Origin of the sequence: Nocardioides dokdonensis FR1436 (assembly GCF_001653335.1) — a bacterium.
Taxonomy (GTDB): domain Bacteria; phylum Actinomycetota; class Actinomycetes; order Propionibacteriales; family Nocardioidaceae; genus Nocardioides; species Nocardioides dokdonensis.
In genome coordinates, this window is record NZ_CP015079.1 from 3,802,953 (window position 1) to 3,815,844 (window position 12,892).

A 12,892-nucleotide genomic window follows, 5' to 3' on the forward strand; every position below is an offset into this window, starting at 1 on the left:
GGTTCCTCTCGATCGGCTGGTCGTCGGCTCGTCCATCACCTGTGTCGTCAGCTGTGTCATCAGCTGGGCTTCGGGGCTCCGGGGCGCGCGTAGCGCTGCCACGTGATGGCGATGCACATCAGCGCCCAGGCGATGCCGATGGCGAAGAAGGCGGTCGGGCCCAAGGTGGTCACGCCGACGCCGAAGAAGAAGGGACCGAAGGCTGCGATCGCCGCGGTCCAGCCGATCACGCCACCGGCCTGGCGACGCTCGAAGATCATCGGCATCTGCTTGAAGGTGGAGGCGTTGCCGATGCCGCTGAACAGGAAGATCGCCAGCATCCCCCACAGGAACTGCCGGAAGTCCCCCTGCAGCGCCTCCGCCGAGCTGAGGTCGGGGGTCAACGCGGGCAGCGTGAATGCGATCGCGACCACCACGCCGATGCCGGAGACCAACGTCCAGACGGCGCCGCCCATCCGGTCGGTGAGCGGGGAGAACGCGACCCGGGCGGCGGCTCCGATCAGCGGGCCCAGGAACACGAACTTGACCGGGTCGGGCACGGAGTAGCCGTCGATCAGGAGGCGGGCCGACGCCCCCGCACCCGCGACGATCTCGTCGTTGCCGCCGCCGTACAGGTTGCTCATCAGCAGACCGAACTGCGCCGCGAGACCGGAGAAGGTGCCGAACGTCATGATGTAGAGCAGCGTCATCAGCCACGTGTCCCTGTTGGCGAAGATGTCGAACTGCTGACGGATGCCGGCCTGCACCGGCACCGACTTGAGCATCGTCCAGGCCAGGACCGCCCCGATGACCATCAACGGGATCCAGACGAAGGCGGCGTTCTGGTACCAGACCTCGGTGGGCTCGCCCCCGGCCACCTCGAGCTGCTGGCTGCCGCCGAAGACGGCGAGCGCCGAGAACCCGATCAGGAACGGGGTGAGCAGCTGGACCAGGGACACCCCGAAGTTGCCCAGCCCGGCCTGCAGCCCCAGGGCCGTGCCCTGCTTGGCCTTGGGGAAGAAGTAGGAGGTGCTGGGCATGAAGCCGGAGAACGCGCCCCCACCGATGCCGGCCAGGAGCGCCAGGACCATGAGCTCCCAGTACGGCGCGTCGGGTGTCTGCACCCGCACGCCCCAGCCGAGCGTCGAGGCGATCAGGAGCAGCGACGTCAGGGAGACCAGCTTGCGGGTGCCCACGATCGGCGGCAGCACCATCCAGACCAGCCGGAACAGACCGGCCGAGAGACCCGGCATCGCGGCCATCCAGTACAGCTGGTTCTGGGAGAAGGTGTAGCCCAGGGCGTTGAGCTTCGGGATGATCGCGCTCGGCAGGAACCACGCCACGAAGGCGAGGGTCAGGCAGAAGGTGGTGACCCACAGGGTGCGCCACGCCAGGTGGCTGTCCCAGGTCTCGGCGTTCTCGGGGTCCCAGTCCTCCAGCCACTCGCCGCCGCGTGCCGTGGATGCCTGGTTCGGCCTCGTGCTCATCGTGTCTCCCCTGCCAGGGTCGGGTGCTCGAAGTGGTCGGCCAGCTCCGGGGACTGCTGGTGCAGCATCTGCACGACGGTGAGGTGCATCCACACGGCGCAGACCAGGGTCAGGACGAAGAGGACGAAGAAGGTCGCCGAGGGGAGCCCGGTCCACGAGGTGGTGTAGGCGAACAGCGGGGGGAGGAAGAAGCCTCCGAGACCGCCGAGCATGCCGACGAGTCCGCCGACGGAGCCCACCTCCGTGGGGAAGTACTCCGGGATGTGCTTGTAGACCGCGGCCTTGCCGACGCCCATCGAGCACCCCAGCACGAAGACGAGCAGGGCGAACGGCACCAGCCCGATGGAGTAGGGCAGCACGTCGTTGGTGCCGCTGGCGTCGAACGACTCCGACACCTCCACCACGACATAGCCGTCGGGCATCATCAGGATGAAGGTGCAGACCAGCATCGTGGCGAAGGTCCAGTACATCACCCGCCGAGCGCCCAGCTTGTCGGAGAACCAGCCGCCCACGGGGCGCAGCAGGCTCGCGGGGAAGATGAACGAGGCGGTCAGGAGGGCGGCGGTGGACAGGGAGACCCCGAAGTTGTCCACGTAGTACTTCGGCAGCCAGGCCGCCAGCGCGACGTACGCGCCGAACACGGCGACGTAGTAGAGGCTGAACCGCCAGACCCGGACCTGCCTCAGGGGCAGCAGCTGCTCCCTGAGGGGCCGGCCCGCTCCCGGCTTGCGGTCCTGGCGCGGGGTCAGCGTCCACAGCGCGACGGCCGCCACCAGCAGCAGCACGGCATAGATCACCGGGACCAGTCGCCAGCCACCCTCGACGACGCCGAAGTAGGTCGCGCCGGCGGTGCTGGTGACCAGGACGGGGCCGATGAACTTGGTGACGGAGGCACCCACGTTGCCGGCCCCGAACACCCCGAGCGCGAAGCCCTGGTGCTGGCGCGGGAACCAGGCCGAGTTCCAGGCCACGCCCGCGGTGAAGGCGTTGCCTGCGAAGCCGACGAGGAAGGCCAGGACCAGGAGCACCGCGTAGCTGCCCGCCAGGGAGACCAGGTAGCAGAAGGCCGCTGTGGTCACGAGCATCACCGTGAACACGATGCGACCGCCGAGGCGGTCGGCCGCGATGCCGGCCGGGAGCCGCCACAGTGAGCCGTTGAGGATCGCCACGGCGGAGAGCCACGACAGCTGGACGTCGCTGAGCCCGAACTCGTCGCGGATCGGCAGTCCGAGGACGCCGAACATCAGCCAGGCCGCGAACATCAGCGTGAACGCGATCGTCGACAGTGCCAGCACCCGCCGCGCGCCCGGCGGCACGGTCTCGTGGGTGCTCGGGGCGTCGCCCGGGGGCCGGCCGTCGAGGAGTCGTGTGTCCATCGAGGCCACGTTCTCCCTCGCCCGGCGGGCCCAGGCAGGGTCGAAGGTCCCGACTCGGCCGCCACTGGACCCGCTCACCCCGGTGGCACGAGCGCGAGGACATCTAGGGTGCTGCCATGGACGACGAGGCAGCTCCAGCAGCCACCCGTGAGCGCGTGATCGGCCGCGGCGTGGACTGGTTGGCCCGGTGGACGCTGCGTTGGCTGCTGGTCGGGCTGGGCGCACTCGCCCTCGGCTGGCTGGTCGGCCAGGTGTGGAGCATCGTGCTGCCGGTCCTGCTGGCGCTCATCCTCACCACCGTCCTGCAACCGCCGACGCGGTGGTTGGAGCACCGGCTCCGGCTGCCCTCCGCGGTGGCCGCCCTCATCGTGATCCTGCTCAGCCTCGGCGTGGTCGGGGCCGTCGGCGTGACTATCGCGCCCTCGGTCGGTGACCAGTCGGTCGAGCTCGCCGAAGCGGCCTCCGAGGGCCTGACCACGGTCGAGCAGTGGGTCGAGGAGAGCTCGTTCGAGATCACCCAGGCCCAGGTCGAGTCCGTGGTCACCGCGGCCCAGGACCGGCTGGAGTCGAGTGCCAGCACCATCGCGTCCGGGGTCCTCGTCGGGGTGGGTGCGGTGACCTCCGCGCTGATCACCTTCGTGGTGACCCTCGTCCTCGCGTTCTTCTTCCTCAAGGACGGAGCCCGGTTCCTGCCCTGGGTCACGGACCTCGCCGGCGACCGGGCCGGCCCGCACCTCGCCGAGGTCGGCGTCCGTGCCTGGACCACCCTGGGCGGGTTCGTGCGCACCCAGGCCCTGGTGGGGCTCATCGACGCCGTGCTGATCGGCACCGGGCTGCTGCTGGTGGGCGTGCCGCTCGCCCTGCCGCTGGCAGTGCTCACCTTCGTGGCCGCCTTCGCCCCCATCGTGGGCGCGGTCAGCGTGGGTGCCCTCGCGGTGCTGGTCACGCTCGTCGCCAACGGCTGGGTCTCGGCGCTCATCGTGCTGGGCATCGTGCTGGGCGTGCAGCAGCTGGAGGGCAACGTGCTGCTGCCCTGGCTCCAGGGGCGCAGCCTGCGACTGCACGCCGGGGTGGTGCTGCTGACGATCATCCTGGGCTCGACGCTCTTCGGGGTCGCCGGCGCCTTCCTCGGCGTCCCGCTGGTCGCGGTCCTGGCCGTGGTGCTGCGCTACCTCGACGAGCTGGTGCGCGAACGCACCGCTCCCCCGGGGCCCGCACCGTCACCCGACGGGGACACAGGAGAGGTCGAGGACCAATCCTCCGATTCCCCTCCCGGGCGCACCGGCGCGCTCTAGGTTGTGGCTGGTCGCGCTGCGGGAGGCAGCCGACCACGCTCTTGGGAGGGAGCACTCACATGACCTCACGCACCATTGCCGCGCGCACCGCCGTCGTCGGCACCATCACCGCCCTGGCCTCGGCCGGGCTCGTCGCCGGCACCGCCGGCACCGCCGCCGCGGTCCCCGTCACCACGACGTACACCTGCACCGTGCCGCTCGTCGGCGACGTCCAGGTGCCTGTGTCGCTGGAGAAGCCCGAGCTGCCCACCGTGCCCGCCGGCTTCCCCGTCCCGGCCGGCATGGTGCCGCTCGAGGCCGCCGCCAGCGTTCCTGCCGCCGTCGCGGGCCTGCTGGGTCTCATCAGCGCCGACGGTGGCGCGCTGACCGGCTTCAGCGTGCTCGCCGGCGACACCGCGATCCCGGTCGAGGGGCTCGCCGGCAACGGCGTGGCACAGCCGGACGGTTCGCTGCTCATGAAGGCGTCGGGTCACAACGGAGCATTCACCTCGCCGCTGCCCGGCACGCACGAGCTGACCATGCCGGCCACCTTCGCGCTGGTGCCGACCTCGGGCGGTGTCCTGACGACGTACTCGATCCCGTGCGTGTCCGATGCACCCGCGTCCCTCGGGCAGCTGACCACGGTCAAGCAGGGTTCGGAGATGAGCGCCAAAAAGGTCACGAAGGTGAAGAAGGGCAAGAAGGCGAAGCTGCCCGTCTCGGTCACCAACATGGTGGGCGGGGCCAGCGGCGACGTCGTGGCCCAGGTCGGCGCCAAGAAGGTCACGAAGGCCCTCACCGACGGCAAGGCCAGGATCGCGCTGCCGAAGCTGAAGAAGCCCGGCACCTACAAGGTCACGCTCAGCTACCTCGGCGACGCGATCACCGAGGCGGCCACGAAGACGGTGAAGGTCAAGGTCACCAGGTGACCCCGGCACCCACCCGCTGACCCGTACGACGACGCCGCCCGCCCCGCGATCTGCGGGGCGGGCGTCGTGGTGCGTCGGGGCCGGGGTGGCTCAGGCGAGCGCGGCGGCCACCGCGTCGTAGTCGGGCTCCTGGGCGATCTCGGGAACCAGCTCGGTGTGCAGCACGGTGCCGTCGGTGTCGAGGACGACCACGGCGCGCGCGAGCAGACCCTCGAACTTGCCGTCGACCAGCGTGACCCCGAAGTCCTGGCCGAAGGAGGACCGGAAGGCCGAGGCCATCACGACGTTGTCGATGCCCTCGGCGCCGCAGAAGCGGGCCTGGGCGAACGGGAGGTCCTCGGAGACGCAGACGACGGTGGTGTTGTCGAGCGCGGCGGTCAGCTCGTTGAAGCGGCGCACGCTCGCGGCGCAGACGCCGGTGTCGACGCTGGGGAAGATGTTCAGCACGGTCCGCGTGTCGCGCGGGCGGGTGACCTCGGTGGTCAGGTCGGTGCCGGACAGGTGGAAGTCGGGAGCGGCGCTGCCGACGGCGGGGAGGTCACTGACGAGCGTGACGGGAGTGCCTCCGAGTGCGGTGGTGGTCATGCCGAGGTTCTACCACCCTCCACCACACCGCCGGACGAGGTGTCCGCGTCAGGCCTTGACGGCCAGCACCGGGCAGGGCGCGTCGAGCAGGATGCGCTGGGCGTTGCTGCCCAGGATCAGCTTCCCCACCGGGGAGCGTCGCCGCAGCCCGATGACCAGGAGCTCGGCGTCGTTGTCAGCGGTGATGCCGATGAGGTCCTCGGCCGGCTCGAAGCCTCGGACGAGCTGGCGCAGCTCGAACTCGACCTCGGCACCCTCGAGCTGCGAGCGGACGTCGTCGAGCTCGGTCTGGGCCTTGCCGGCCGCCTCGGTGTCGTACTCGGCGCCACCGCGGTGCGACGACACGACGACGAGGCGCAGCCCGCGCAACCTCGCCTCCTCGATCCCCCGCGCCAGCGCGGCGCGCCCCTCGGGCTTGTTGACGTACCCGACCACTACAGCGCCCATCGGTCCTCCTCGGCTCGACCACCGGTGTGCAGGACGCGGTGCGGCCCTGCCCCTGGCACGCTAACCGATCCCGGCTCACCCCACTGCCTGTGGAGGAGCCAGGTGCGTCTCCTCCGCGGCAGGCAGGCTGGGCCCATGACCACGGCCCCGTCCCCCGCGCCGCGCTCGCGGGACGCCGGGGAGGGCCTGCAGGAGCCGCTCCCCCGTGGCCTCGAGCTGCGGCTGCGCGGGCTCGTGCTGGCCCACGTGTCGTCGCGACCCGCCCGTCGCCACCCCACCGTGGTGCACGTCGGCGGCGACGACGGAGATGAGCTGGTCTTCGCCTGCTCCCCGGGCGACCCGGACGACCAAGGGGTGCGCACCGACGTCCTGCTCGCGCTGCTGGCCCGGGCGACCGGGTCCGACCCGTGGGTCTGGATCACCCGTCCCGGCGGCCTGGCGACCCAGGACGACGACGCACGGTGGCTGGCCGCCGCCCGCGCGGCGGCCGGTGAGCTGGGCCGGCCACTCGTGCTGGTGCTGGTGGACCGGCACGGCTGGCGCGACCCGCGCTCCGGGGTCGGGCGCGCCTGGCGGCGGCTGCGCCCGCGCCCCTGAGGTCCGCCGGTGCTGCTCAGTCCCAGGTGTGGACGGGCTCGTTGGTGTGCATCCGCTCGCGGTACTCCAGCGTGGTGGCGCGCAGCGCGTCGTAGCGGTCCTCCCCGGAGCGCTGGCGCATCCGCTTCACGAACCACTCGGCGCCGTTGACCCCGGTCAGGCAGCGCTGCTCGATGATGCCCAGCAGCCGGTCCCGCACGTCGGACTCGACGCCCCAGGACTCCAGACCCTCGTGGGCCAGGGGCAGCAGGCGTCGCAGCACCAGCTCGGTCGCCGGCACCTGGCCCACGCCGGGCCAGTAGACCTGTGCGTCGATGCCCTGCTGGGCCGCGACGTGGAAGTTCTCCTCCGCGGCGCTGAAGGACATCTGCGACCACAGCGGGCGCGGGGAGTCGACCAGCGCCCGCACCAGGCCGTAGTAGAAGGCGGCGTTGGCGACCGTGTCGACCACGGTCGGCCCCGCGGCCAGCAGCCGGTTCTCGACCCGCAGGTGCGGCACGTCGTCGACGACGTCGTACACGGGTCGGTTCCAGCGGTAGACGGTGCCGTTGTGCAGGCGCAGCTCCGAGAGCGCCGGGGTGCCGCCGGCGTCGAGGACCTCGAGGGGGTCCTCCTCGTCCGTCACCGGCAGCAGGGCCGGGAAGTAGCGCACGTTCTCCTCGAAGAGGTCGAAGACCGAGGTGATCCAGCGCTCGCCGAACCACACGCGCGGCCGCACGCCCTGGGCCTTGAGCTCCTCGCTGCGCGTCTCGGTGGCCTGCTCGAAGAGGGGGATCCGGGTCTCGCGCCACAGCTCGCGGCCCAGCAGGTACGGCGAGTTGGCGGCCACCGCCACCTGGGCGGCGGCGATGGCCTGCGAGGCGTTCCAGTACGCCGCGAACTGGTCGGGCGAGGTCTGCACGTGGAACTGGGTGCTGGTGCAGGCCGCCTCGGGGACGATGGAGTCGGCGGTGGTCTCCAGCGTCTCCGCGCCCGAGATCGAGATGGCGATGTCCTCACCGCGGGCATCGAGGATCTGGTCGCTGAGCAGCGCGTAGCGCGGGTTCGCGCTCAACGTCTGGCGGGTCATGTGCCCGTCGGCCAGGGTCGGCAGGATGCCGATCATCAGGAGGTGGGCGCCGACCTCCGAGGCCTTGGCCTCGGCGTCGTCGAGGTCGCGTCGCAGCTCCTCCTCGAAGGTCGTCAACCCACCTTCGCGCAGCCGTGCGGGAGGCACGTTGATCTCGATGTTGTACTGCCCCAGCTCGGTCTGGAAGTCGGGGTCGGCGATCCGCTCGAGCACGTCGGCGTTCTTCAGCGCCGGGTCGCCCCGCTCGTCGATCAGGTTCAGCTCGACCTCGAGGCCGGTCATCGGGTCGTCGGTGTCGAAGGCGGCCTCGCGCAGCATCCTCGCGAACACGTCCAGGCAGCGACGGACCTTCGCCCGGTGCCGCGTGCGGTCCGCACGGCTGAACTCCTGCGCCTCGACCTCTTCGCCCATGCCTCGACCCTAGGCCCCGTCGGGCTCGGCAGACACCCCCCGGACGCGGGGGTCGCCCGACCCGGTCCACTCGTGCGGCGGCACCGCCAGGTCGAGCAGCTGGGCCACGTAGCCGCCCAGCACGTGGTCGGGATCGAGGCCCAGGCACCGGTCGACGGCGCACCAGGCCAGGGCCCCACTGCCCGAGAGCCAGGCCGCGAAGCCGAGCACGGCCGCTGCCCCCGGCACCCAGGCGTCGGGGGTGCGTCGCACGACGTCGGACCAGAAGGCGACGTGGGCAGGTGCCTGCTCGCGGGTCATCATCAACCACGCCACGTCACGCACCGCCGGGTCGGCCACCGCCTGGACCAGCGCGGCGACGTCCTCGGCACCGGCGACCAGGCCGGCCGGGACGCAGCGCGCCAGCAGCGCGGCGACCTGGTCGGCGCTGAGCGCGGGCTCGTGGTCGAGCGCCTGCGCCACGTCGTCGCGACCGGCACGCTCAGGGTCCAGGGTGGCCGCCAGGTCGTCGCGGGAGCGGTGGGTGACCCGCCCGTCGAGGACCGCCTGCGCCCGGACCGGGTGCGCCGCGACGTCGTAGGCCGTCCCCGCGCCGGGGCCGAGTGCCGGCCAGTGCCGTCGCCCGTCGGTGCGGACGGTGTCGAGGACCGTGACGCCCGCGCCCGCGAAGGCGTCGACCAGGCTGCGCGCACAGCGGCGGCCGCGCTCGGCGTCGTCGGTGTAGACGACGAGCAGCACGCGGGGCACCCCGTGGCGCACGACGGGCGCGACGAGCAGCTGGGTGGCGGCCGCGACCTCGGCGTCGGAGGCGTCGACGGCCGGCAGGTCCAGCCGGGCGTGGAACTGGCGCGGGGAGCCGAACGTCAGCATCACCACCGACTGGTGCGGCTCGAAGCCGAGCACGACCGGCACCACGGCGAGGACGTCCACCGGGTCACGGGCCACGAAGGTGTGCGGAGCAGCGGGCAGCGCCGAGGGCAGCGGGGTGGCGGGCAGTGGCTCTGGTGTCGTCATGGCCCGAGGCTGTCCGGCTGGCCGGCCCGGCGGCTTCCGGGAGGGCGACCTTGGGGACGAGCAGCGCCACGGACGGCGGCTGTGCACCTCAGGTGGCCGGCCGGTGCCGGTGCGCAGGTAACGTGCCCAGGTGCGCGCCCAGGCCTCGGTCCTCCACCTGGACCTCGACGCCTTCTTCGCGGCCGTCGAGCAGCGCGACAAGCCCTCCCTGCGCGGCAAGCCCGTGGTGGTCGGTGGCGTCGGTGGCCGTGGCGTGGTCGCGACCGCGTCGTACGAGGCCCGGGTGCACGGGGTGCGCTCCGCGATGTCGACCCGGGAGGCGCGTGCCCGCTGTCCGCAGGCGGCCTTCCTCTCGGGGCGCTTCCACGCCTACCGCGAGGCGAGCCGGGTGGTGATGGGGCTGCTGCGCGAGGCCTCGCCCCTGGTCGAACCGCTGTCGCTCGACGAGGCCTTCGTCGACCTCGAGCAGGCCGGGCTCCCCGACCTGGAGGTCGCAACGGTCACCGAGTTCGCCCAGGAGCTGCGCCGTCGGGTGCACGAGGCCACCGACGGGCTCACCGCGTCGGTCGGCCTCGGCACCAGCAAGCTCGTCGCGAAGATCGCCAGCGACCTCGACAAGCCCGACGGGCTGGTCGTGGTCGCGCCCGGGACCGAGCAGGAGCTCCTGCGCCCGATGAAGGCAAGCATCATCCCCGGCGTCGGGCCGGCGAGCGCCGAGCGGCTGCGCAGGGCCGGCATCGTGACGGTCGCCGACCTCGAGCAGGCCGGCCTCGACGAGCTGGTCCGGCTCCTCGGGCGCGCCCACGGCGGCGGGCTGCACCTGCTCTCCCGGGCCCGTGACGACCGGCCTGTGGTGGCCGACCGCGAGGCCAAGTCGGTCAGCGTGGAGGGCACCTACGACACCGACCTGTCCGACCTGCGCCTCATCGAGGGGCTGCTGACCCGCCAGGCCGGCGAGGTCGCCGCCCGGCTGCGCGCCTCCGGGCTCTCGGGACGCACCGTGAGCATCAAGGTGCGCTTCCACGACTTCACCACCGTGAGCCGCTCCACCACCCTCGCCTCCCCCACCGACCACGCCCCCACCGTCGCCCGCAGCGCCCGGTCCCTGCTCGCCGACCTGCTCGCGGGCACCGACACCGGCCCCCAGGTGCGCGCCGGCGTCCGCCTGCTCGGGGTGGGGGTCTCCGGGCTGGCCGACTGGGTGCAGGAGGACCTCTTCGCCGATCCCGACGCCGAGGAGGAGCCGGTCGAGGAGCTGCCCGAGCCGCCGCGGGCCCGTCACCTCGGCGTCTGGGCGCCCGGGATGGACGTCGAGCACACCGACCTGGGCCGCGGATGGGTCTGGGGGGCCGGACGCGGGGTGGTGACGGTCCGCTTCGAGACCCGGGAGTCCCCCGCCGGGCCGGTGCGCTCGTTCCGCGACGACGACCCGGCGCTGCGGCCCTGGACCACACCGGAACCTGAGGAGCCCGACCCGCCCGGGGTCGCGCTCAGCGGGCCGGGGTGAAGCGCACCGGGTCGCCGGGACGCAGCTGGGCGCACTGCCACAGGTCGGCCGCGTCCACGACCGCCACGACCGGGTAGCCGCCGGTGGGCGGGTGGTCGGCCAGGAACACGACCGGCAGCCCGCTGGGCGGCACCTGCACCGCACCCAGCACCATCCCCTCGCTGGCCAGCTCGCCGGTCTCGGCGCGCGCCATCGGTGGCCCGACGAGCCGCAGCCCGACGCGGTTCGACTCCCCCGCCACGACGTACGCCGCCGCGCACAGCCGGGCGAGCGTGCGAGGGCCGAGTCGCTCGGCCCGGGGGCCGGGGTGCACGCGCAGCGTCCCGGTCGGGGTGCCCGCGGGCGAGGGGCCGAGCGCCTCGACGGTCGCCGGCGGGCCGCTGGGACGACCGAGCGGCAGCACCTGGCCGGGGGCCAGGGCCGGTGGACCGACCCCGGCGAGCGTGTCGGTCGCCCGGGAGCCGAGGACCGGCTCGACGTCGATGCCGCCGGCGAGCGCGACGTAGGTGCGCACGCCGCTGCGCGGGCTGCCCACGCGCAGCACCCCACCGGCCGGGACGAGCACGGCCCGCGCCAGCGCGCAGGGCCGGTCGTCGATGCTCACCGGTGCCGCGGCCCCCGTGACCGCGACCCAGGTCGCCGCGTCCAGGCGCAGTGCCAGTCCCCCGAGCGTCACCTCCAGGAGCGCCGCGGTCGGCGGGTTCCCGACCAGGCGGTGGGCCAGCGCCGCGGCCGGCCGGTCGAGCGGACCTGCCCGCGGGACGCCGAGGTGCGCGAACCCGGGGCGGCCGAGGTCCTGCACGGTGCTGAGCGGTCCGCCCGACAGCACCTCCGCGGTCCGGGCGTGCCTGCTCACCGGTGTGCCCCGGCCTCGACGAAGCGCACCCGGGTGCCCGGGGCGAGCAGCGCCGGCGGGTCGCGGTGCACGTCCCAGAGGGTGACGTCGGTGCGGCCCAGCAGCCGCCACCCGCCCGGGGAGGCCGTGGGGTAGACCCCGCACCAGGTGTCGGCGAGCGCGACGGACCCCGCGGGCACCCGCGGACGTGGAGCATCGAGGCGCGGCACGGCCCACTCCCGGGGCAGGCCGGAGAGGTAGGCGAAGCCGGGTGCGAAGCCGCAGAAGACGCTGACCAGCTCGAGCCGGGTGTGCCGGGCGACGACCTCGGCCGGCTCGACCCCCCACAGCGCGGCGACGGCCTCGAGGTCGGGTCCGTCGTAGACCACCGGCACCTCGACGACCGGCCCGGGACGCGTCGCGGCGTCTGCCGCGGTCGGCTCCCAGGCGTGCAGCAGTGCGGTGGCGCGAGCGACGGCAGCGCGGTCGGTGAGGCCGTCGAGCAGCACGGTGCACGCGGCCGGCACCACCTCGGCCGCCGGCACCCCCTGGTCCCGGACCCAGGTGGCCAGCGCCAGGGCGGTGGCGGCGTCGGCCACCTCGACCAGGAGCGCGGTCGGCCCGAACGCTCGCACGCTCACCGCCCGGGCGGCCCCGTCCGCGTCACCGTCCCCCACCACGGTCACAGGCCCCGCAGCGTCCACCCGGCGGACTCCAGCGCCGCCCGGACCGCCCGGGCGTGGGCGACCGCCCCCGGGCTGTCACCGTGCACGCACAGCGAGTCGTGGCGCTGGCCCCGCTCGAGCAGCGCGAGCGCGTGCCGGGCGATCGCGTCGGGGTCGTCGAGCAGCGCGCCCGGCTGGTCGCGCGGCACCAGGCGCCCCTGGGGCGTGTAGCCGCGGTCCGGGAACCCCTCGTGGCGCACGGTCCGTCCGCGCGCGGTCGCCAGGTCCAGCAGCTGCCCGGCCATCCCGAGCACCGGCAGGTCGCCGGACCCGGACAGCACCGCCGCGGCCTGCTCCGGGTCGTCCATCGTGCGGTGGTAGAGCGCCCCGTGCGGCTTCACGTAGCGCACCGAGGTGCCGGCCCGCTCCGCGATCTGCGTCAGGGTCCCGACCTGGTCGGCGACCTGCTCGCGCAGCACGTCGGGGTCGACGTCGAGGGCCCGTCTGCCGAAGTGCTCCCGGTCGGCGTAGGAGACCTGCGCGCCGATGGAGACGCCGCGGCGGACGGCCTCGTCGCAGACCGCGCGCATGATCGCGGGCGACCCGGCGTGGTAGCCGCACGCCAGGTTGGCCGAGCTCACCACGCGCAGCAGGGCCGCGTCGTCGGTGACCTCCTCGCCGAGGTCGGCGTTCAGGTCGACGTACCGCATGTGCGGC

At 73.4% G+C, this 12,892-nt stretch carries 13 protein-coding genes; 4 read left to right on the plus strand and 9 right to left on the minus strand.

Annotation, left to right across the window (positions count from 1 at the left end; genetic code table 11):
- Positions 1-59: 59 nt before the first annotated feature.
- A complete protein-coding gene (locus tag I601_RS17985; protein WP_068112803.1) occupies positions 60-1,466 on the minus strand; it encodes an MFS transporter in 1,407 nt (468 codons plus the stop codon).
- Positions 1,463-2,842 (minus strand): MFS transporter, encoded by a 1,380-nt coding sequence (locus I601_RS17990; protein ID WP_084527788.1) that lies wholly within the window; start codon positions 2,840-2,842, stop codon positions 1,463-1,465. Before I601_RS17990 ends, I601_RS17985 begins: the two co-directional genes overlap by 4 nt.
- 116 nt (positions 2,843-2,958) lie before the next feature.
- Between I601_RS17990 and I601_RS17995 the strand changes: the two genes are divergently transcribed.
- Together I601_RS17995 and I601_RS18000 are read left to right on the plus strand one after the other, a co-directional pair.
- The gene (locus tag I601_RS17995; RefSeq protein ID WP_068112806.1) at positions 2,959-4,137 is read left to right on the plus strand and encodes an AI-2E family transporter; all 1,179 of its coding nucleotides are present in this window, start codon (positions 2,959-2,961) and stop codon (positions 4,135-4,137) included.
- Positions 4,138-4,196: 59 nt separating this feature from the next.
- Complete coding sequence (locus I601_RS18000; RefSeq protein WP_068112810.1) at positions 4,197-5,045, plus strand: DUF6801 domain-containing protein; 849 nt, start codon at positions 4,197-4,199, stop codon at positions 5,043-5,045.
- A 90-nt stretch (positions 5,046-5,135) separates the two neighbouring features.
- Here I601_RS18000 and tpx read toward each other — a convergent pair whose 3' ends face one another.
- Both tpx and I601_RS18010 read right to left on the minus strand, forming a co-directional pair.
- A complete protein-coding gene (gene tpx, locus I601_RS18005) occupies positions 5,136-5,630 on the minus strand; it encodes a thiol peroxidase (protein ID WP_068112813.1) in 495 nt (164 codons plus the stop codon).
- A gap of 48 nt (positions 5,631-5,678) precedes the next feature.
- Entirely contained in the window at positions 5,679-6,077 is a 399-nt protein-coding gene (locus I601_RS18010) for a universal stress protein (protein ID WP_068112815.1), read from the minus strand.
- A 135-nt stretch (positions 6,078-6,212) separates the two neighbouring features.
- Between I601_RS18010 and I601_RS18015 the strand changes: the two genes are divergently transcribed.
- Complete coding sequence (locus I601_RS18015; RefSeq protein ID WP_068112818.1) at positions 6,213-6,674, plus strand: hypothetical protein; 462 nt, start codon at positions 6,213-6,215, stop codon at positions 6,672-6,674.
- Between the two features lie 16 nt (positions 6,675-6,690).
- Here I601_RS18015 and I601_RS18020 read toward each other — a convergent pair whose 3' ends face one another.
- Together I601_RS18020 and I601_RS18025 are read right to left on the minus strand one after the other, a co-directional pair.
- Positions 6,691-8,154, minus strand: a complete 1,464-nt coding sequence (locus I601_RS18020; RefSeq protein WP_068112820.1) for a glutamate-cysteine ligase family protein — start codon at positions 8,152-8,154, stop codon at positions 6,691-6,693.
- 9 nt (positions 8,155-8,163) lie between these two features.
- Positions 8,164-9,168, minus strand: a complete 1,005-nt coding sequence (locus tag I601_RS18025) for a DUF4192 domain-containing protein (protein WP_068112824.1) — start codon at positions 9,166-9,168, stop codon at positions 8,164-8,166.
- Positions 9,169-9,298: 130 nt separating this feature from the next.
- Between I601_RS18025 and I601_RS18030 the strand changes: the two genes are divergently transcribed.
- Positions 9,299-10,675, plus strand: a complete 1,377-nt coding sequence (locus tag I601_RS18030) for a DNA polymerase IV (RefSeq protein WP_068112827.1) — start codon at positions 9,299-9,301, stop codon at positions 10,673-10,675.
- Here I601_RS18030 and I601_RS18035 read toward each other — a convergent pair.
- From I601_RS18035 to I601_RS18045, 3 genes are read right to left on the minus strand one after another with little or no spacing between them, the layout of a single operon-like run.
- Complete coding sequence (locus tag I601_RS18035; RefSeq protein WP_084527790.1) at positions 10,659-11,531, minus strand: 5-oxoprolinase subunit C family protein; 873 nt, start codon at positions 11,529-11,531, stop codon at positions 10,659-10,661. The genes I601_RS18030 and I601_RS18035 overlap by 17 nt on opposite strands.
- Positions 11,528-12,196, minus strand: coding sequence for a 5-oxoprolinase subunit B family protein (locus tag I601_RS18040; RefSeq protein WP_237089462.1), 669 nt, complete (start codon positions 12,194-12,196; stop codon positions 11,528-11,530). Before I601_RS18040 ends, I601_RS18035 begins: the two co-directional genes overlap by 4 nt.
- Entirely contained in the window at positions 12,193-12,885 is a 693-nt protein-coding gene (locus tag I601_RS18045) for a 5-oxoprolinase subunit PxpA (RefSeq protein ID WP_157520285.1), read from the minus strand. The genes I601_RS18040 and I601_RS18045 overlap by 4 nt, the downstream gene beginning before the upstream one ends.
- Between the last annotated feature and the right edge of the window lie 7 nt (positions 12,886-12,892).